Annotated in this window: 14 protein-coding genes and 1 pseudogene; 9 read left to right on the top strand and 6 right to left on the bottom strand. The window is 72.5% G+C overall.

Going from position 1 to position 18,936, the window contains the following annotated elements; translation table 11 throughout:
• Positions 1-17 precede the first annotated feature (17 nt).
• Positions 18-380 (top strand): BlaI/MecI/CopY family transcriptional regulator, encoded by a 363-nt coding sequence (locus ABT084_RS18480; RefSeq protein ID WP_351044701.1) that lies wholly within the window; start codon positions 18-20, stop codon positions 378-380.
• Positions 381-1,338: 958 nt separating this feature from the next.
• Here ABT084_RS18480 and ABT084_RS18475 read toward each other — a convergent pair.
• Positions 1,339-1,866, bottom strand: a complete 528-nt coding sequence (locus ABT084_RS18475) for a hypothetical protein (protein ID WP_351044698.1) — start codon at positions 1,864-1,866, stop codon at positions 1,339-1,341.
• A 384-nt stretch (positions 1,867-2,250) separates the two neighbouring features.
• Here ABT084_RS18475 and ABT084_RS18470 point away from each other — a divergent pair, with 384 nt between their 5' ends.
• On the top strand, positions 2,251-2,658 hold the full coding sequence (locus tag ABT084_RS18470) for a DUF3662 domain-containing protein (protein ID WP_351044695.1): 408 nt from the start codon (positions 2,251-2,253) through the stop codon (positions 2,656-2,658).
• Positions 2,659-3,250: 592 nt separating this feature from the next.
• On the opposite strand, the gene ABT084_RS18465 is transcribed toward ABT084_RS18470, so the two are convergent.
• Together ABT084_RS18465 and ABT084_RS18460 are read right to left on the bottom strand one after the other, a co-directional pair.
• Positions 3,251-3,436 carry a DUF1737 domain-containing protein gene (locus tag ABT084_RS18465; protein ID WP_351044692.1) on the bottom strand — a complete coding sequence of 62 codons (186 nt, stop codon included), beginning with the start codon at positions 3,434-3,436 and terminating at the stop codon, positions 3,251-3,253.
• A gap of 67 nt (positions 3,437-3,503) precedes the next feature.
• Positions 3,504-4,100 carry a TetR/AcrR family transcriptional regulator gene (locus ABT084_RS18460; RefSeq protein ID WP_351044689.1) on the bottom strand — a complete coding sequence of 199 codons (597 nt, stop codon included), beginning with the start codon at positions 4,098-4,100 and terminating at the stop codon, positions 3,504-3,506.
• A 143-nt stretch (positions 4,101-4,243) separates the two neighbouring features.
• Between ABT084_RS18460 and ABT084_RS18455 the strand changes: the two genes are divergently transcribed.
• Both ABT084_RS18455 and ABT084_RS18450 read left to right on the top strand, forming a co-directional pair.
• A complete protein-coding gene (locus tag ABT084_RS18455) occupies positions 4,244-5,680 on the top strand; it encodes an amidase (protein WP_351044686.1) in 1,437 nt (478 codons plus the stop codon).
• A gap of 257 nt (positions 5,681-5,937) precedes the next feature.
• Positions 5,938-6,354 carry a hypothetical protein gene (locus ABT084_RS18450; RefSeq protein WP_351044683.1) on the top strand — a complete coding sequence of 139 codons (417 nt, stop codon included), beginning with the start codon at positions 5,938-5,940 and terminating at the stop codon, positions 6,352-6,354.
• A 261-nt stretch (positions 6,355-6,615) separates the two neighbouring features.
• Here the strand turns inward: ABT084_RS18450 and ABT084_RS18445 are convergent, their stop codons facing one another.
• Positions 6,616-7,038: a hypothetical protein gene (locus ABT084_RS18445; protein WP_351044680.1), complete on the bottom strand. Its 423-nt coding sequence runs from the start codon at positions 7,036-7,038 to the stop codon at positions 6,616-6,618.
• A gap of 683 nt (positions 7,039-7,721) precedes the next feature.
• Here ABT084_RS18445 and ABT084_RS18440 point away from each other — a divergent pair.
• Together ABT084_RS18440 and ABT084_RS18435 are read left to right on the top strand one after the other, a co-directional pair.
• Entirely contained in the window at positions 7,722-7,949 is a 228-nt protein-coding gene (locus ABT084_RS18440) for a hypothetical protein (protein WP_351044677.1), read from the top strand.
• Positions 7,950-8,733: 784 nt separating this feature from the next.
• Complete coding sequence (locus ABT084_RS18435) at positions 8,734-9,012, top strand: NPCBM/NEW2 domain-containing protein (RefSeq protein WP_351044674.1); 279 nt, start codon at positions 8,734-8,736, stop codon at positions 9,010-9,012.
• A 371-nt stretch (positions 9,013-9,383) separates the two neighbouring features.
• Here the strand turns inward: ABT084_RS18435 and ABT084_RS18430 are convergent, their stop codons facing one another.
• Positions 9,384-10,943: a S53 family peptidase gene (locus ABT084_RS18430; RefSeq protein WP_351044671.1), complete on the bottom strand. Its 1,560-nt coding sequence runs from the start codon at positions 10,941-10,943 to the stop codon at positions 9,384-9,386.
• Between the two features lie 991 nt (positions 10,944-11,934).
• Between ABT084_RS18430 and ABT084_RS18425 the strand changes: the two are divergent.
• The 3 genes and pseudogenes from ABT084_RS18425 to ABT084_RS18415 form a co-directional block, all read left to right on the top strand.
• Positions 11,935-12,288 (top strand): annotated as a pseudogene (locus tag ABT084_RS18425) (YciI family protein); the annotation flags it as partial.
• A gap of 171 nt (positions 12,289-12,459) precedes the next feature.
• On the top strand, positions 12,460-13,374 hold the full coding sequence (locus ABT084_RS18420) for a DUF72 domain-containing protein (protein WP_351044768.1): 915 nt from the start codon (positions 12,460-12,462) through the stop codon (positions 13,372-13,374).
• 228 nt (positions 13,375-13,602) lie between these two features.
• A complete protein-coding gene (locus ABT084_RS18415; RefSeq protein WP_351044668.1) occupies positions 13,603-14,106 on the top strand; it encodes a terpene synthase family protein in 504 nt (167 codons plus the stop codon).
• Between the two features lie 657 nt (positions 14,107-14,763).
• On the opposite strand, the gene ABT084_RS18410 is transcribed toward ABT084_RS18415, so the two are convergent.
• The gene (locus ABT084_RS18410; protein WP_351044666.1) at positions 14,764-18,870 is read right to left on the bottom strand and encodes an amino acid adenylation domain-containing protein; all 4,107 of its coding nucleotides are present in this window, start codon (positions 18,868-18,870) and stop codon (positions 14,764-14,766) included.
• Between the last annotated feature and the right edge of the window lie 66 nt (positions 18,871-18,936).

Genomic DNA, 18,936 nt, shown 5'->3' with positions numbered 1-18,936 from the left:
GTGGAGGACTGCACCCCATGGGCGACAAGAACGCGGAGCGCCGCCCTTCCGGCGAGCTGGCGGCCGGCGTGCTGGCAGCCCTCTGGGCGGCGGACGGCCCGCTGACTCCGGGCCAGGTGCAGGAGATGATCGGCGGCTCCCTCGCCCGTACGACGGTGACGACGACGCTGACCCGCCTGTACGAGAAGGGGACAGTGGCCCGGAAGCGGTCCGGCCGGGGGTTCGCGTACGTCCCGACCGAGGACGCCTCCGGGCTCACCGCCCGGCGGATGCACGCCGAACTGGCGAAGGACGAGGACCGCGGGGCCGTACTGAGCCGCTTCGTCTCCCAGCTGAGCGACGAGGACGAGCACGTGCTTCGTGTACTGCTCGACGGGTAAGGAGGCACCAGGTGATCCACACCGTCGGGCTTCCCCTGCTCGTCCCCTGCTCGTTCCCTACTCGTTCCCTTTCCTGGCCGCACCGGGCGCCCGGCGGCCGGCACCAGCCTGCCACCGCGGCAGGCGGTCTGGCCACTGACGGGGACCGCGGCCGGCCTCGCCGCGGCCAGCACCTGCGCGCGGACGCTCCCGCGCCTACACGCTCCCCGGAAGGCCGGGCCGCGTCGCCGTCACGACCGGCCTGCTCCGCGCGCTTTCCGGCCCGGAACGCGAAGCCTGCTCGCCCACGAGCGCGCACATCTCCGGGAGCGGCACCACGTCTTCACGGCCGTGGTCGACCTGGCCGTTCTGTGCCACCCCGCGCTACGGAGCCCGCCGGAGCCGCTCGACTTCGCGCTGGAGCGCTCCGCCGACGATGCCGCGGCCCGCGCCCTGGGCAGCCGGAGCCAGGACGGCCCGGCCCCTCATCCGACGCGCCAAGCCCGGCCGTCCAGGCCCGGCTGGGTCGGAGTCCGGCATCTTGTCGAACGCGTCACTCGGCATCCTGCGGATCAGGTACTGCGCTGCTTCGGCATCGTCCTTGCCGGGAAGGGCTTGAACGGCTGACTTCCTCCACCGGAATCGCTTCGCCTGGGTTGACCTGCCCCGGAACGGACGGCACGTCGACCCCGTGCGTGGGCGAACGGCTCGCCCTCCCTGGCCGGCCGGCAATCCCTCACGCTCGGCCGGAGCGGGACGGGGGCACCGGGCCTCCCCCCACGCACGCCGTATCGGCGCGGGCTGCGCCCGACCCTAGTGCTCCACCAGTGGATCGTGATCTTCATGTCTGGGCGGCTTGTCGCCGACAGCGGATGGCCCGGGACCGAGCCTCGTGGCGGCGTCGCCAGTGGGACCGATCGAGCTGGTGGGCCGTTCCATGGGCGGGCCGGCCTTCTCACCGGACGGGGAGCAGGTTCGGTCAGAGGTAGAGGTCGATCGTGAAGCGCCTCTTGCCCGCACCGATCGTGTCGGCGTGGACCGAGCCACGAGCCAGGGCGTATTTCCCGGTGCCGCCGGTGATCGCGTTGTCGAACGAGGGGGGAGGGACCGTCGGGAGGCCCTGGGTGAGGATGCCGAAGATCATCCCCTGCGCGGTGAGCTGGCCGCCCGGGAGGGTGTAGGTCACGACGCACTCCTCCGCTCCGCCGCTGTCCCCCGGCAGTGCCGCCCGGGTGGTGGTGCAGAAGCCACCGGTCTCGCCGACCTGGTTGCCAGCCTGGTCGGAGAGGATCGAGCGGACGACGGTCCGGTCGCCCTGTGCGGCCGGACCGCCGGGGTTGACGGGGAAGCGCGTCTGCTCCGCGAGCTGGCCGATGAGAGTGATGACCTGGTGCTTGCCCTTGTCGTGGCCGGAATCGGTGCCCGTCGCGGCGGCCGCGAGAGGGGCGCAGGCAAGGAGGGTGAGCGCAGTGGCCGTGCCGAGACAGGCCGATCTGATGGTGCGCATCGTGCGGCTCCTGAGGTTGATGCTCATGGATGGTCAGGGGACGAAACGGTCATGCGATTTCATGCATAGCCTCGGATCTGCCGCCGCCCGGGACGTTCCGGCACGACCCACCGGCAGATCCGTCCAATCAGACCAACCCGGGACGCGAGACGGCCCGCCCGGTCGGACGGTAATTCGATCTCCCTGGCACCGCCTGCTCTCCGGGTCGATGGCACCACAGCAGCGCAAGCGGTTCCGTAGTAACACCGTGCTGGCCGTGGGGGCACCCTGGTCCCCACCTGCAGCAGATCCCACCGCACGCGCATCCCGCAGTTCACCCTCACGCCGTGGCCTGCCGTGCCGTCCCGTGCGCGTGACGTCACGGAACCCGGGCAGATGCGCCTCATGGACGCATTGAAAGGCTGGGAGCGGGCGATCGAGCAGGCCGAGCATGCACTGGCGGAGAAGTTCTTCGGCAGTGAGGCGGGGGAGGCGGAGGTGGTCCAGGCGTTGCTCCGGGCGTGCGACGAGCAGGCCGTCGTGTGCAGTTCTCACCGCACCGTGGTGCCGAACGTGTACATCGTGGAGCTGCCTCCCCCCGTGTACGCCGAGATCGGCCCGCACCTCGCCGCCGTGGGGCAGGAGCTGACCGACCGGTTGGCGCACCACGGTGAGCGTCGGGGCTACGAATGGGCCGGGCTTCTCACCGTGCGGCTCGCCGCCGCCGAGCACGTCCCCAACGGCCGCTACCAGGTCCGCTGTGCCCCCATGGAACACATCACGTCCGCACCGCTGAGGGCTCCGGACGTCTGACCCGGTCGCCCCGCCGCGGACCACCGCACCGGACAACACCCCTGGGGGGCCATGCCCAGGCCCGGCCGGAAGCGGCCGCCCCCGCGGCCGTCCTGGCCCTCGCCGGCGACGGCGCAGCACCGCGCCTCGCTCTGGGCGACGCGCAGCTGGCCCCGTGTTCGCCCTGTCCGCGGTTGCCCGCGGTGTTGCCGTGTAAGGACGGGAGGGGAGGTCACCACGCGGTACCTGGACCGAATCCGGTCCGTGGGCGTCGGACCCTCTCCTGAACGAAGCGGCCTCGACCTGGCCGGGGAACTCGCTGGCCAGTCCGCGGTAGCCCTCGTCAACCTTGGCCTTGACCTGGAGGTTCTGCTTCTTCTTGCCGGAGATGAACGCCTTACGGCCCGGGCGGCCTGCTTGTGCACGGCAGACGGCGGACAGCGGACAGCGGACGGCGGACCTGGACCTCGGTTCCGTCGGTCCGCAAGCAGACGCCCTCCGCTTCGGCGTAGGTGAACACGTCCTCAAAGGTGTGCAGCCGGATGCCGTGGCGGTCGGGGACGGCCTTCCCCGCGTCACGGGCAGACCGCGATCACCGCAGCTCTCACGGTCCCTACGACCGCGTCGGCCAGACCAGTGCCTGCGCGACGATGACGTGCTCCCCGTTGAAAGTGACGGCAGGGCCTTCATGCAGCTCGTAGCCAAGACCCAGCGCCTCGCTCACACGATGGCAGAACGCGGCATCGTCCGGCCCGGTCAAGACCCGGTAAACGGGCAATCCATCAGGCGGTGTGCTCATGGGCGAAGGATCTCACGCACGGCTCCAGGCTCCGTCCGCACCTCCAGCTCAATCGCTCCCAAGGTCGTCAGCCCTCGAAGAGGGCGGTCAGGTGGGCGCCGAGGACGTCCTGCGCCGCACCGGCGGTGAGGTGGCCGATCAGGACGTGCGCCGTGAGGCCGTCCGCGAGGGCGAGGAGGGTACGGGCCTCCCGCCGCGGGTCCAGGGGGACGGCGCGGGCGGCGCCTGTGCCGGCCTCTTCGACGAGCCGGGCGAAGGCCTCCTCGAGCGCGGCGTAGCTCGCCTTCAGCGGACCGGCCAGGGCCTCGCTGACCGCGGCCTGGGCGAGGAAGGCGAGCCAGACCCGGGCCTCGGCGCGGTGTTCGTCCCGCAGTAGGGCGACTTCCGTGGCCGCGTGCGCCAGGGCGGTGGCGGCCGACTGCGCGGGGCTCCTGACGAGGCGGGCCTGGACCCGGCGGCCGATCCGCTCGCCGATGTGCGCGAGCGCGAACACGAGCATCTCTTCCTTGGTGCGGAAGCAGCGCTGCACCGCGCCCATCGACACCTGCGCGCGGGCGGCGACGTCGCGCAGGCTCACGCCCTCCAGCCCGTGCTCGTCGGCGAGTTCGCAGACGGCCTCGGCGATCAGCCGGCGCCGGTCCGCGTGATCCACCTGTCGGGGCATACCCGTTCGCCTCCCTGGGTCCGGTTCCGCGTCGGGTTCCGGTCTAGGTGCGGATTTTATCCGATGCAGACGCATCGATTCCCGGGTTAGAGTTCCGATGCAGTCGCATCGGAACGTGATGCCCGAGGGGAAGGAGGCGTGCCATGCGGGACGCCCTGTGGAGGATGCCGGCCGGAGCACAGGCCGAGGCGGTGCGCGGCGGGGAGATCTCGGCCGCCGAACTGATCGACAGCCACCTGGAGCGCATCGCCGCGGTCAACCCACGGGTGAACGCCGTCACGCAGCTCATGGCGGAGCGCGCACGCGGGGCCGCCGCGCTGACGGACCGCCGCCGGGCCGCCGGGGAGGTGCTCGGGCCGCTCGCGGGCGTGCCGTTCACAGTGAAGGAGAGCACCCCCGTCGAAGGCGTGGCGACCACCTTCGGGGTCCCACGCTTCCAGGATTACGTCGCGCCGACCGACGCGCTCCCGGTGGCGCGGCTGCGCGCCGCCGGGGCCATCCCCATCGGCCACAGCAACCTCCCCACCCTCATCCTCGCCGGGATGCACACGCGCAGCGAGCTGTACGGCGACACCGTCAACCCCTGGGACCCCGCCCGGACCCCCGGCGGCACCAGCGGGGGCGACGGGGCCGCCGTGGCCACCGGTATGGCGGCGCTCGGGCTCGGCAACGACTCCGGCGGATCGGTGCGCATCCCCGCCCAGTTCTGCGGGGTGGCCGCGCTGAAGCCGACCACCGGGCGCTTCCCGGCGGACCGCCGCGTCCTCGGCCCTGACGACCCGGGCCCGGCGTCCCAGATGCTGGTGACCGACGGCCCGCTGGCCCGCAGCGTCGCTGACCTGCGGCGCGCGTACGAGGTACTGGCCGGTCCCGATCCGCGCGACCCGGCGGCCGTGCCCGTGCCCCTCTACGGAGAACCGTTCGCCGGGCCGGTGAAGGTCGCGGTCGTGGCGGACCCCGGCGGACACGGCGTCCATCCCACGGTCCGCGCGGCCGTCGAGAGCGCGGCCGCCGCCCTGCGGGACGCCGGGTACGACGTACGGGAGGTGGCGGACGTCCCGCGCCTGGATGAGGCACTCGACGCCTACGGGCGGCTCACGGTCACCGAGTTCGCACCGGCGTGGCCGGTGGTGCGGGGGCTGCTCGGCCGGGGCGGCGACCGCTACATCGCGATGGCCATGGAACGGACCCCGCCCGCGAACGCCGACGAGCTGGTGCGGCTGATGGGCACCTGGCTGAACATCCGCCGCTCGTGGGCCGAGTTCCTCGACGCGTACCCGCTGCTGCTCGGCCCGGTGTTCACCGAACCGCCGGTCGAACCGGGCCTGGAGTCCCGCGACCGGGCGGGCCGGGACCGGGTCGCCAACGCCATGCGCCTGTGTTCGGTGACCAGCTTCGTCGGCGTGCCCGCCGTGGCCGTGCCGACCGGGGTCGACGGCGGCCTGCCCTCCGGAGTCCAGATCGTCGGGCGGGCGTTCCGCGAGGACCTGTGCCTGGCCGCCGCCCAGGCGGTCGAGGACCGGCTCGGCGTCCTCACCCCGATCGACCCCCTCCCGGGGGCCGCCCGTACACGTACCTGACCTCGGCGGGGCCGGCGCGGCCCGGGCGTTCGCCGGTGAGCGAGATGGCCGGGCCCTCTCTTTCGGATCTTGCCGTTGAAGCCCGCGCACAGACGCGCCGCGCCGGGGACGCAGCCGCGCGAGCGCCCCCTCTCCAACAGCGCAGAGGGCAAAGGCCGCCGGCCGGAACATGCCGGGGGCCGGACACAAAGATCACGGTTCATCAACCCGAGCACCCCCAGGTCGGGCGGGGAGACCCGTTTCCTAGAGTGAGCCGCATGGACATGCGGAGAATCGTTGCGGTGCTGGCCGAGGAAGCCGAGCAGCAAATCCAGGACGGCGTGTGGGAGGTGGCCCCGGGAGACCGTACGCTCGCCCGTGAAGCCGAGGCCGGTCTGCGCGACGCGGTCGGCCCGCCGGACACCCAGGAAACGCTGAAGCAGATCGAGCGGCTCGAACACCTGCGGGAAACACTCGCCGTCCTGGCGATCGCCCTCGCCCGCACGCACGGCCGCCTGGCCTGGTTCCTCTCCGGCGCCATCAACGCACTCGAACCGGTCCTGCGCTGGCGCGCCCTGCCCGCCGGCCACGGCGGCACCTTCGGAACCGTCCTGCCCACCCCCGAGGAATACACGCAAGCGGAAGAAGCCGTCCGCCGACTCCAGGACGTCCTGGCGCGGATCACCACCGAGTAGGAGCACGGCGCCAGGGCTGGACATGGCCCGGGGTACACCGTGACGGCGCACCCCACGCCGCCCTCCCGCCCCCTTGGAGGACGCCCGTGCCCGAACCCGCGCCTGCGGATCAGGTGGTGGGGAAACCGCGCAAGGCGGGGGCGGGCGGGGCGTGGCGGCGCGGGGCGCGGATGGCGGTCGGTGCGCTGGCGCGGCGACGGGCTGCGGGCTGCGGGCTGCGGGCTGCGGGCTGCGTCGCGGCCGTGCGGCACTGCGGAGGGGTCAGTCCTCCTGGAGGTAGGCCTTGGTCGCCGGGCGGTCACACAGGACGATGAGGAGTACGGCCAGGAGGAGCGCGATGATGAATCCGGCCAGTGAGGGGACGGATTCATCGCGGCTCCAGTCGGCCCCCGCCACCATGCCGCCGATGCCGAGGAAGGCGAGTACGGCGGGAATCGTGGCCAACTGGCCCAGGCGGTCACCTGAGTAGGCCACCCCGGCAAGGACCTTGTATCCATTGCGCAGGAGCCCCACGCCGAAGGCGAGAACGGGCAGGCCGAACAGTCCGAAGCCGTTCCCGTCCGTGGTGATGAGCAACAGCAGGAACACCGCGCTGCCGGCGGCGAGGACGCCGAAGGTGATGCCCAGGGCACCCGCGGCGGTGGCCGATCCCGGCCGACTCCGTTGCGTGGAGAAGTCACTCATGGCTCGAATCCTTTTCATGCAATTTGGTTGTGGTCTGTGTGGGTTCGGCGTGGATTCCCCTGGAGATTCTTCGCCGAGGTTCTTCGCCAGGGCCTGCAGGCCTCCGACGACGGCGGCCAGGCGGCGTCGGGTTTCGGCCTCGCCCCCTGGCGGAGTAGCCGGGGTGCTTGCGGGTGCAGTGCTCGATATGGCGGCCGCGCCCTGCGGGCCGCTCGAGTCGGGCGTCTTAAAGCCCCACTCCTGGCACCAGTACGGGTTGGCTACACCGGTTCCTTCTCTTCCGTAGGTGTGGGGTGCCGACCACGAGAGTGGTCCCGGCCAGGACGGCTGTACAGGTCGCGCACCCGGTCATTGGTGACCGGCGGCCACGGGACGTTCGGCGAGCCTGGTCCCGCGCTCGCCGGTCACGGCGTGTTCGTCGCCGAGTCGGGGGGAGGCAGAGGGAGCGGAAGGCGTTGAGCCGCCACCAGGGAACGACGTAGTGAGAGGTCCGCCCGTGCGACGCGGCCGCATCAAAGAGCCGCTGCCCCTGCGCTTCCAGGATGCGTGCGGTGGTGGGGGCAGCGGCGCCGCCCTGACCGTCGCCACGCCCCTGGCGTGCGGGTCAGCCAGTCCTCCCGCCGCAATGCCTTCGAACAGCGCCTTCCGGCTTCATACCCTGGCAAGCCACACACGCCGAATTCGTGTCCATCGACAAGAGCTGGCCCGAAATCCACGAGCAGGAGTTCACGCAGCACTCGCTCAATACAACCCCCGGCACCGGCGCTTCGGGCAATGAAACCTGGCCGCACGCCGCCCATCGCGAGCCGCTCACGGGAATAGGCCGCCGACTCCCGCCCTGCCCCCAGTTCATCCGCAACCGTCGACTGTCGACCACCAGCGGCATCGGGAGACCGTCCGCGCTGCGGTAGCGTCCCGTCAGCACGCCGCCGATGAGCGCTCCGCGCGGTCACGAACGCGAGGCAAAGGTTCCCTGACGCGGCACTAGCCGCGGACCTGATCCGGGGTGAAGAGGTTCGCAGCGAGGCCGTGACCCCTTGGTCGCAGAATCGTTTATCCGGATGTCGCACCATGCACACACCGTCCCCCGCGGCGTGCGCGACCAGCGGGGGCTCGAAGGCACCGCATGCACCCTTTCGAGCCCCCGCCCCCCTTACCCGTGACCCTCCCGCGACCCGTCAAGACTCACGGACACTGCACGCCGTCCCGCGGCCCACCCGGGTTGATGACGGCCCGTTTGCTGCGGAACCGTTTCTCCACGCGCTCGGTGGACGAAGCGGGCGCACGCCCCCACCGCGTCCTTCCCGGCACCCCGAGCGCCCCGGAAGGGCCCCCCGCCCGCGCCCCGGCAGACGACCTGGGTCGCCACGAAGCTCCGGCTGGGACCTGGCCGTCGACGAGGACGAGCGCCAAGCCCTTCCCGGGCTCGCCAACGGATTCGCGGTGAAGATCCTCTGGTGGGTCGCCATCGCCGTCCTGGTGCTGTGGCTCATCGGCTTCGTCGCCCGGCCCAAGGGCGGCAGCGGACGCTGGTACCGCTGGTAGCAGCACCACGCCACGCCACGAACAAGTTCACACACCCGCGGTACGACGGTGGCCTGCCCCCATACACAGCGGGGGCAGGCCACCGCCATGCCGCCGCAGAGTCACCCAGGGCCTGGCCGATGGGCCGTAGCGGCCGCGCCTCGCGACGCGGTGAGCAAGTTCGAATACCATCTCGGCCGACACTGGAAGAGCTTCCTCGCGACCGTGGGGCAGCGCGATGACTCCCCGACTGGCGGCACGCTGTCCTTTGAGGTGTCGCTCGACGGAACGCCTGTCCACCGAACCGAGCTCACCGTCGGCCAGTCCCGCAACATCACCCTCAACATCGTCGGCGCCTTCCGGATGACGCTGACGGTCACCGGGCCCGGCCCCACTGGAGGAGCCGTCTACTACGGCGTCTGGGGCAACGCCCGGCTGACCACCTCGTGAGCGCCTCGGCGGACTCCCGTCCGGGAGGTTCCGCTGGGGCCGCAGCTGTGTTGGGCCATGTACGCGCGGGCCGAGGTGCTACAGGAGGAGGTGGAGCTCGGCAGTCGGACGGGGCAGGTCCGCCGTGAGGCCCGGGCTCGGCGGCTCCTCGGATCGGTGCACCACGCCGCCGGCCACACTGGGCCGGCGGTCGACGCGGTGGAACGGGGGTGTGAACAGGCCGCGGGGCTGCGACCCGCCCGTGCCGACCCCTATGGGGTCACCTGGGGTCACGGTGGGCGCCGCGGGTCGTCAAGCCGCAAGGCGGGCTGCCATCCCGTCGGAGGAAGCCGTCGTTCACCGGCTCGCGGCTGTCCCTGCGGACTGCCGGCTCACTGCAGTCCCTTCAGCAGGGCGTTGCCGTCGGGCACCCCCCAGCCTGTGACGGCGTCGAAGCCGGCCTTCACGGGGTAGCCCACCGCCGGCGGGTGCGAGTTGTTGCTGTGGCCGGTGGCGATGTCGCGGCAGGCGGCCTGGCCGAGCGGCCGGCCGTTGGAGCCGTTCCGGTAGAGCAGTGGCGTGAGGAACCGCTGCTGCTTGGCCACCGGCAGCGTGGCGTTGATCCGGGCGATCAGGGCGGCCCACAGCGGGGCGGAGGCGCTGGTGCCGCCGTTGGGCGCGGGCCGGCCAACGAGCGTGAGGTCGTAGAACGGTGAGCCTGCGAGAGCCGCGACGTCGGGCACGATCCGCCCCTTGATGCTGCCGGGGTTCAGGGAGTCGACCTGGACCGACTGCTGCCACTGCGGGCGCTCGAACAGGGTGCTGACGCCACCTCCACTCGAACCGCCGCCCATTCTGGTCCGGCGGCCGGGCGCCTCCCACCAGGCCACCTCCCGGCCCGCCAGGTCGATCATCGTTCCGCCGACGCTCAGCACGTGCTGGCTGCTGCTCGGGAAGTCGACGTGCGAGTGGCCGTCCGGGATTTGGTCCCCGTTCCCGTCGTCGCCGGAGGCGACGCAGACGGTGATCCCGCGGTCCGCCGCACCCGCGAGGCGCTTGTCGATCTCGTCGCGCGCGGTCTGCGACCAGTCGGGGTGGTCCTCGGGAAGACCCCAGCTGACCGAGAGGGCGACGGGCCGGTCCTCGATGGTCCGGTCGAGGAGATCCATCCAGCCCTTCTGGTCGAACAGGGAGAAGTAGACCGAGATCGTGGCCTCCGGGCAGAGGCCAGCGATGATCTGTACGTCCATCATCACCTCGGGCGTGGCACCGGCCGCCTCCTGCTGCTCCTGGGGTGGCAGCTGCCGGAGCTCCTCCAGGGATCGCGGCGGAGCAAAGCCCAGCGACACCACGTCGACCTGGGGGGCCGGCCGCCCGTGCCCGGCGCAGAAGGCCTGCAGGTCGTCGTCGAAGTAGCCGCCGCCGAACTCGGCAACGCCGATCTTCTGACCGTGCCCATGGCCCGGCGGGAAGCTGTACAGCTTCTCGAGATCGTCCGGCGTGAGCGACCCGCGAGAGCCCGAGCCCCGGACGGCCGCCCGCCGGGCCACCCGGCGCTGGTCCAGCCCGAAGACACCGGTCACGACTCCGGCCAGCTCGGCCGGGATCTGCAGCTCGCCCTCGCGACCGCGGAACTCCCCTTGCTCGGCGCTGCGGTAGATACCGAGGTCCGTCCGGAAGGCGGCGTTCATGGCGGTCACCGGACCGCTCGCCACGATGCTGCCCGGTTCGAGCCGTACCTCGTCGACCGTCAGGCCGTACCGTTCGAGCACGGCCTTCGTCTTCTCGGCATCCGCCCGCCGCTCGTCCGGGATCCGCTCCGGCTCGGCCACCTTGCCCCGCAGGGAGATGGTCACGCTCACCGGGGCCTCGGCCGGCGCGTTCCTCAACCGGGCGGCGCCGGCCAGCGCCGGGCGTTCGCTCCCCGCCAGCGCTACGTGCTGCTCTCTCATCGTCGTCCCCTCGGTACCGGCACCGCCGCACCAGGAAAGCCGGTGGCCGCGGGCCTGAACTCCACTCAGCGGTCCTGCCCGGACCGGGTCCGTCTCCAGGGGGGCAGGACGAACCGTCCATACCCGGACCGAGGCAGGGTCGCACGTCGGGAGAGGGCAGGATCACCCGTACGGGGCAGCGCTTTGACCGGTATGGAGTGAGCGCGCCTGGCGCGGGGAGCCGCGGCCGCCGTGCGACAGGCCTACCGCGGCTGGGTCGACTGGAACGATCCCGATGATGCGGGCCAGTAGTACTTGTGAGCGTGCATGTCTTTCGGCCCTGTAGGGGATCTTGTGACGTCGCAGGCCCCGGAGCATAGGGTCACCGGTCGCTGAACCGGCTGGGCAGGGCCTTCTGTACCGTGGCGACCTCTTACCTTGATGCCATGGGAGGGGCCAACACCATGGGACGGGTCGAGTTGCCGCACGAGGACGCCCACACCCGTGAGCGCGGTACCCGCGCGCGGTACCTGCCCGAGCCGTGGATGTGCGATGTCTTCCCTCTCGATGGCAGCCTGAGGGACATTCGGGTCCTCGACACGACGCGCGCCGAGTGGATCAAGGTGCTCGAACGCCTGCGTGCCGTAGCCGACGAGACCGAGGTGGAGCACCCGTGCGCTCGGCTCGATCCCGCGCATCCCGCGCATCCCGCCTCCGCCGACCTCTTCCGCGCCTGGACGGACGAGCCGGAAGGCCAAGGGACAAGCTTCGCCTTCCGGGCCCGCCTCGGCGCCGTGCGGTTCTTCGCCCTGCCCTACGACGAGGAGGAGATCGCGGTAGACGTTTCGCGTCATTCGGCCCTCTCGGGAATCCTGCGATGCCGCACGGTTACGTCCGTCATGGCGGACTTCCCGCGCACTAGACTCGATAACTGGGCGGCCGAGTGCCGGTCAGCGAACCCACCTTGGCCAGGGTCATGCCCCGGGTTCTGCGCGTACGCCGGACCACCTCGCCAGGGGGCTGGCGTGGGTTTGTCGACGAGCCGAACTACCAAGCCGGCGCTGCCGGGACGTGCTGGTACGACGGTGGCGCAACAGGTGGGGGCACACCATGTGGGACTCCCCCGGCGGCCGGACCGACGGCAACCGGTACCTGGTGCTCGGCCTCGGCACCGGACAGGCTGCCGACCTCGTCGGCGCCGCCCGACCGGGATGCGTTGACCGCGTACGGTCCGCTGTTGGCTGACGACGACGGCACATGGCTGGGCACGGCGGCGTAGATCCGGGCTCCGGGCCCGGACGTGGCACGAGCCATCCTGACCCCCGATCGCTACACCGACATCGAGGTGCTCAACTGGCAGTGCGGGGCGGCCGCCGTAACCCGAGAACGCCCGGCGGGGTTGCCGCCGGGACGCCGGGCCACCCGGCGAAACGGGTCCCCGTCAACACCACCGGTGGGTACGCCGTCGCTCTGGCCGACCGTCCCCGTGTGGAGCGACTCGCCGGTGCCAGCGACAGGGCGGGGTATACGGCGACGCATGGGTGACATATCGGTGGGCGCGTGTTCATGGACGGATCCGGAGCTGGTCGCCGGCGGTTGGTACCCGGCAGGGCGGCGGGACGCGGAGGGGCGGCTGAGGCACTATGCCACCCGTTTCCCCGTCGTGGAGGTCGACTCCACCTACTACGGGCTGCCGAGTGCCCGCAACAGCCGGCTGTGGACCGAACGGACCCCGCCGGACTTCCGGTTCGACGTCAAGGCGTTCTCACTGCTCACCGGCCAGCCCACCCGTACGGCCGCCCTCCCCGCGGATCTGCGACCGGCGGGGGGCAGCTCCTGGGTGCGGGCCGACGACGAACTCCGCAAGGAGGTGTGGGAGCGCTTCAGCGGGGCGCTCGCGCCGCTGCGCGAGGCCGGACGGCTGGGGACGCTGCTGTTCCAGTTCCCGGCCTCGCTCGCCCCCGGGGCCCGCGGCGAGGCGGTGGTGGAGGAGTGCGCCGAACGGGCGGCCGACTGGCCACTGGCCGTGGAGTTGCGCCATCCGGGGTGGTGGGGCGAGGAGCGACGGACAGCCACCGCCGCCCTCCTCGCGCGGCACGCGATCGCGACCGTGGCCGTCGACACGGCCCAAGGACTGCCCACGTCCGTTCCTCCGGTCGCGTGCGTCACCTCTCCTGACCTCGCCGTGGTGCGTTTCCACGGGCGGAGCCCCGCATGGGGTTCCAGCGGCCCCGGCGCCAAGGAGGCGAAGTACCGCCACACTTACACCGAGGCGGAGCTGGCCGAGTGGCTGCCACGGCTGCGGGACATGGCGGACCAGGCCGCCTCCGTCCACGTACTGTTCAACAACTGCTGTGCCGACGCGTCCGTACGGGCGGCGGAGACGATGCAGGGGATGCTGGCCGGCGATGCGGCCTTCACCTTGCGGGGACCTCGAGGTGTTCCCCGATGAGGGAACGGACCACGTCGCGAGCTTCGGGCGGCCCGGTCGACGCACGCAACCGGCCGCGCTGAATAGCCGGTTGCATGCCTGCTGGTCGCGATGGTCGTTGGGCAGGGCATGAACCCTTCCCCGCTGGTCACCGCAGACGCCGATATCTCGTCCGCCGCGGTGGCTGCACCGGGCGGACCGGCGGGGGCCGGCACGTGCGGGGCGAGCTGGTACGCCGCGGATCGGGGCATGCGACGGTGGATGCAGCGGTGGCAGCTGCTGGGCGATGCGGCCCAGACACGTCGGCTGTCCAAGACCGGGCACGGACGCATGGCGGCCTTCACCGTGCCGTCCGCAGACCCCGCGGAGCTGGAACTGCTGGCGTGCTGGGGGGAGTTCATCACGCTGGTCGACGATGGCTTCGACCGCCACCGCGAGCCCGCCTCGGCAGCCGACGTACGCGCCACGCTCGAGCCCCTCGTGGCGGTCCTCTCCGGGACCGGTGCCCGCGGGGCGGGGAGGACCGCGGTCGTGGCGGCCGTCGAAGAGCTGTGGGGCCGCACGAAGGCGGGGACGGACCCGCAGTGGCGGGCGCGCTTCGCTGCGTCCTACGCGTCGTTCGCGGAGGCGACCGTGGAAGAGGCGCGGTGGCGGGAAATGGGCTACCAGCCCTCCGTGCGGGAGTACGTCGAGTTGCGTCGGCGCACGATCACCGTGACCCCGCTGCTGCTGGTAGCCGAACTGGCTCGATGACTTCGAGACGGCCGCCGGTCGGCTGACGGCCGGTCACCCAGGGGCGCAGGAGGTCCACGCCCGCGTCGACCGTGTCCGTACGTTCATGCACGGGGCGGTCGCCTGCCTGCGCCCGCACACCCTGCCGGCGGACGCCGCCGAAGCGGCCCGCCTCGTGGCGACCGCCGGAACGGATTCCGGACTGGGTGGCCGCGGCCGGCTCAAACGCAGCATGCCGCACGTGGTCCTGCACGTGCTGGGCGGCCTGCGGCTCACCGACGAGGACGCCCCCACCGCCGCCCCCACCGGCCCGACGTCCACCTTCACCACGATCCACCCGGAAGCGAGTTCCACGGGACTGCCCCAGAAGTCACCTGGGAACCTGATCGGGTGCCCGGATCCTGCATCGGCCCCATTCACTCAAGCCCTGAATCTGAGCACAAGGAAGCCGACCAACTCACGACCGAGAGTTAAACGGCAAGCCAACCCGGGGCTGTCGAACGACCGATCGACAGCCTGGGTGTCCCGGTCAATGCACCGCCGGTATCGGCCGATGCCGACGGCGGTCAGGGCGGTGGTCCAGTCGGTGGCGATGGCACGCCGGGCCGGGGCGGGCTGGATGGTCCCGGCACAGAGGGCCATGTGGAGCCGTATGTGTGTGAGGTGTGCGCAGCAGCCTCACGCCTTCGTCCCTGGCCGTGCCGCGCTGTCCGCCCAGGTGCGGGTGAACCGCTCGTGCGCGGGCGCCGGGACCGCAGCGGGGGCTTCTGCCGGGGCGGCGGGCGTGGGGCGCGGGGCCTTCGCAGCGGTCAGCTCCTTGCGAACGGTGCGGTGATGATCGATTGACCAGGAGTTCCAGCGGCGGACGGTGCGGTCGGCCGGGCGGTCGAAAGCGTGCAGCTGGAGGTGGAGGGCGGCCGCGTCCCGGCCGACACCGAGAACCGTCGCCACCTCGTCCACCAGGTCCGGGACGCTGAACAGCGGGTTGGTCTCGTACTGGCCCGGTGGCACGCGGGTGGTGGCGGACCGGTCCGCCAGCCTGCGCAGAGCGGCGAGCAGATCGGCGGGCAGGTCCGTGAGCCGGCCGAGCAGGACGCGGGCACCCTGCGCGACAGGGTCTGCGACCGGGCGCTCGGTGAGAGCCCAGGCGACAGCGGTGGCGACGGCCCGCATACCGTCGGCCTCCAGAGGTTTCTCGAGGCGGCCGGTGAGCAGGGCCGTGGCCCAGATCTCCGGGAGCCCGCGGTCCGCGGCGAGGGCGGCGGCATGGCTGCCGTCATCGGCGTACGGGGTGCTGCCGAGCAACCGGGTCCAGGCCGCGGCCATGCGTTCCGCGGCCGCGGTCACCCCGCCGGGGGCCCAGAGTTCCGCCGGATCGCCGGGCAGAGCGGCGGCAAGCACGGTGCGCCGGCCGGCCGGCCCGAGCCGCCGCCGGAACTCGTCGTACGCGTAGAGGGTGTGCTGGTCCGCCTTGTACGGCTTGGAGCGGACCAGCTTGCGGTGCGCACCGTAGTCGTCGCTGCCGGCGAATCCGTCGAGGACCAGGGCAGCGACCGGGCGCGGCACCCCGGTGCGCCAGCGGAACAGGTCCACGGCCTCCTCCGGCACCGGCAGCGGGCCCTGTCCGGCGAGCAGGGCCAGCAGGCGGGGGAGCCGGGCGGTGTCATCAGCGGCGACGGTGTGCGTGACGCACTCCTCGGCATCGGCGGGCACCGGATCGGCTGCTCGCTGGAGGAAGGGGGCGAGACCACTGCGGTCCGCCCCGGAAGCCACGGCGAAACCGTCCGCGCGCAGTACGGCGATCCGCTGCTCCGGGGCCCGGCCGGTCCGCCAGGAGCTGCCGGCCTCCGCGAACGGCTGCCGGCTCCATACGCCGAGCAGTGCCGCGAGCGCCTGTCGCTGCTCGTCGGGGGTGGTCGCGACGACGGCCCGCCAGGCCACGGCATCGATCCGGCCGGTCAGCACCGCCCACTCGGACGGCGGCGCGGGCAGGGCGAGCACACGCACCTCGTCGTCGATCTCGCCGCGCAGGTACCGGCCGTCGGCGGCGACCGAGGTGAGGAGGGCGGGCTGTGACCGCGGCTGCCGTTCCTCGTAGCCGCGCAGCGGGGGCAGCAGGCCGTGGAGGGCCGGGACGAGCCGGTCGTCCGGCGCCGGGTCGGGCAGGTCGACGACCGGTCCGGCCCGCATGACGGCGACCCGGTGGGACAGCTCCCGGCGCCGGCGCAGCACATCGTCGGCGAGCCTGACGGCGCGCTCGACGCCCTCCTGGACCCGCGGGTCGCTCACTCCGGGCAGGGCGCTCGCGATGCCCTGGTGCAGCAGCTCGCGCACCGCGGTGTCGGTGACCGTCCTCAGGACACGGGACGAGGGCTCGTCGCGGGGGGTGAGGAAGTGCCAGAAGGCGGGAGGCGGCACCGGCCCGGCCAGTTCGCCCAGAGTGGCGCGGCTCCGCGACCTGTCGCGGCTGCCGGGGAAGCCCTGGACCTGCCAGAGCAGCGAGTTGTCGGCAGCGGAGTGGCAGCGGATGGTGGTCCCGCCGGCCAGGACGGCGTCCTCACCGCCGAGCGGCAGGGCAAGGATTGCCCACGGCCGACGGCCCCAGTTGCGGCTGCGGTAGGAGGCGGTACGGCCGTCGACGGACTCCAACACGAACTCACGGGGCGAGGGACCCGCGTAGGGCGTGCGGTAGTCGACCCGGCAGCCGGTGAGTGCGCCGTCCTGGCCGAGCGGGGAGGGCGGGGCGCCGGGCGGCAGCACGGCGAGGATCCGGTGGTCGGGGAAGGGCTTCGTGCCGGGCGGGGATCCGGCGGGGTCGTGGAAGGCGGGCAGGGTGCGGTCGGCGGTGGGAACACCGGTGGCCGGGTCGATGCGGTTCCAGCCGCCGCGGTCCTCGCTGAACACCGTGGTGCTCCAGAGGGCGTGGCCGTCGTACATCTGGTAGTCGCGGTGGCCGATGCCCTCACGGCCGCCGGCCCGCAGGACGCGTTCGCCGTCGAAGCGGCCGCCACCGTCCGGGGTTTCGAACTGGTAGCCGAGGCCGCCCTGGATGCTGCCGCCGTAGGGGCGCAGTCCGTACGTCTGCTCCGGTTCGAACCTCTCGCCGGGGTGGTCGGACCAGTAGGCGGTGTGGGGGGAGTTGTCCTTGTGCTCCTCGTTCCAGGCAACGAGGAACTGTCCGCCGACCCAGTGCACGGTGTGGCCGAGTGAGCCGTCGGGCAGCTCCAGGGTGTGCTCTGCGCGCAGCCCGGCGTGGTCGACGGCGAGGGCGCGGGTCTCCCCGTACACGGAGAGGACCGGCCAGGTACAGGTGACGTGCACGGTTTCGTCGGACCGGAACTCGGCGAGGGCCTGGTCCAGGGCGGGCCAGCCCAGCTCCTCGGGGAGCCCGGCCCGCAGGGCGCGGGCCAGCGGGCCGGTGAGGTCGAGCGCGTCGAGGGCCTCCTCGATGCCGTCCAGGGCGATGACGGTGGGCCGGTCGAGGAGGCCGTACAGCTCGTCCACGGCCTCATCGGCGGCGGCGAGGCCGCCGCCGCGCAGGGCTTCGAGCAGCTTCTCGACGCGGGCGTGCACCTCGGCGGTGATGCCTGGGTTGTGCGGGAGCCGGCTGATGGCGGTGCCGCCACGGGCGCGGAGCTCGGCGTGCACGGTGCCTTCCAGCCTGGGGCCGAACACCGGGTCGGCGGCGAGCGCCTTGAGGTCGCGCTGAGAGCGGTCACCCCAGAACTCCAGGCTGATCGCGGCACCGGGGTCGTGCACGGGTACGCCCTCGGCGAGGCAGAGATCGAGCAGGTCGGCGTCCAGATGCGGCCAGCGGTAGCGGTCCTCGTGCAGCCGGACCGGGGTGCCGTCCGCGCGCAGCAGCGGGGCGAACCGGCTCACCAGGTCGAAGAGTTCCGTGGGCATGGGCTGGCGGGTCACCCCTCCGCCGCCGACCGTGCGGTGGGAGTATCCGGCGGCGTACCGGCGCAGCCAGTCGCCGAGGCCGTCCTGCGGGGTGATCCGGCCGGCCGCGGCCGCGTCGGCGACGCCGCACGCGATGAGCAGCCGCAGCCAGGCCGCCGCGTCGCTCTTCGACTCGGGAAACAGGTCGAGGAGGGCGGTGGCCTGCTCGTCGGCGGGCGGGTGGGCGGTGAGCGGGCCGGCGGCCGCGTCGAGCAACCGGTCGGGGACGGCTTTGCCGCGGGCCGCGGCCAGCAGCCCGCCCAGCACCCGGGCCTCCTCCTCGGTGCCGAGGCCGGCCGCGCGGGCCGAGTCTCGGACCCGGCGGGCCAGGTCGGCGGGAAGCTCGCCGGGTGATGCCGCCCAGGCGGTCAGCAAACGGACGAACTCGTCGTGCGCGTCGTCCGGTTCGAGGACACCGCTCAACCAGGCTGCTGCACTGCTGAGTTCGCTGGCGGGCAGGGCGCCGAACCGGGCGAACAGCAGGAGGTTCGCCCGCCGCCAGTCGGGGTCGACCTGCAGTCCGTGGGTGCGTTCGGCGGCGCGTGCCTGCCCGTAGGCCCGGGCGGCGGAGCGGCGGTGCGTCTCCAGCATCCAATGCCCGATGGTGTCCCAGAACCAGGGCAGGTGAGCCGCCGGCAGGCCCCGGGCCAGGCGCTCCGCATCGTCCACGAACCGACCGGGCTTCTCCCAGGACCGGTGCCGACTACTGCCCGCCCGCTCCAGCGTGTCGCGGGCGGCGGTTTCGATGCCCGGCCCCTGAGTACGTGCCCAGTCCGCGTACGTCTCGGAGATGCGGTGGTTGGCCGGGAGAAGGACGCTGGTTCCGTTGCTGCTGGTCATACGCGTGATCTTGTCAGGGTGTACTGACAACGGGTCTGGGGCCCTGGGCGTCAAGGGTCGTTGGGC

This window comes from Streptomyces sp. NPDC002138, assembly GCF_040296485.1.
In the GTDB taxonomy this organism is placed as follows: Bacteria; Actinomycetota; Actinomycetes; order Streptomycetales; family Streptomycetaceae; genus Streptomyces.
This window is presented reverse-complemented; position numbering and strand designations above follow the sequence as displayed.

What these genes read in the sequence shown, in the direction of transcription:
- ABT084_RS18480 (WP_351044701.1), top strand. Translation starts at nt 18, where the DNA reads ATGGGCGACAAGAACGCGGAGCGCCGCCCTTCCGGCGAGCTGGCGGCC.
- ABT084_RS18475 (WP_351044698.1), bottom strand. Translation starts at nt 1,866, where the DNA reads ATGCGCACCATCAGATCGGCCTGTCTCGGCACGGCCACTGCGCTCACC.
- ABT084_RS18470 (WP_351044695.1), top strand. Translation starts at nt 2,251, where the DNA reads ATGGACGCATTGAAAGGCTGGGAGCGGGCGATCGAGCAGGCCGAGCAT.
- ABT084_RS18465 (WP_351044692.1), bottom strand. Translation starts at nt 3,436, where the DNA reads ATGAGCACACCGCCTGATGGATTGCCCGTTTACCGGGTCTTGACCGGG.
- ABT084_RS18460 (WP_351044689.1), bottom strand. Translation starts at nt 4,100, where the DNA reads ATGCCCCGACAGGTGGATCACGCGGACCGGCGCCGGCTGATCGCCGAG.
- ABT084_RS18455 (WP_351044686.1), top strand. Translation starts at nt 4,244, where the DNA reads ATGCGGGACGCCCTGTGGAGGATGCCGGCCGGAGCACAGGCCGAGGCG.
- ABT084_RS18450 (WP_351044683.1), top strand. Translation starts at nt 5,938, where the DNA reads ATGGACATGCGGAGAATCGTTGCGGTGCTGGCCGAGGAAGCCGAGCAG.
- ABT084_RS18445 (WP_351044680.1), bottom strand. Translation starts at nt 7,038, where the DNA reads ATGAGTGACTTCTCCACGCAACGGAGTCGGCCGGGATCGGCCACCGCC.
- ABT084_RS18430 (WP_351044671.1), bottom strand. Translation starts at nt 10,943, where the DNA reads ATGAGAGAGCAGCACGTAGCGCTGGCGGGGAGCGAACGCCCGGCGCTG.
- ABT084_RS18420 (WP_351044768.1), top strand. Translation starts at nt 12,460, where the DNA reads ATGGGTGACATATCGGTGGGCGCGTGTTCATGGACGGATCCGGAGCTG.
- ABT084_RS18415 (WP_351044668.1), top strand. Translation starts at nt 13,603, where the DNA reads ATGCGACGGTGGATGCAGCGGTGGCAGCTGCTGGGCGATGCGGCCCAG.
- ABT084_RS18410 (WP_351044666.1), bottom strand. Translation starts at nt 18,870, where the DNA reads ATGACCAGCAGCAACGGAACCAGCGTCCTTCTCCCGGCCAACCACCGC.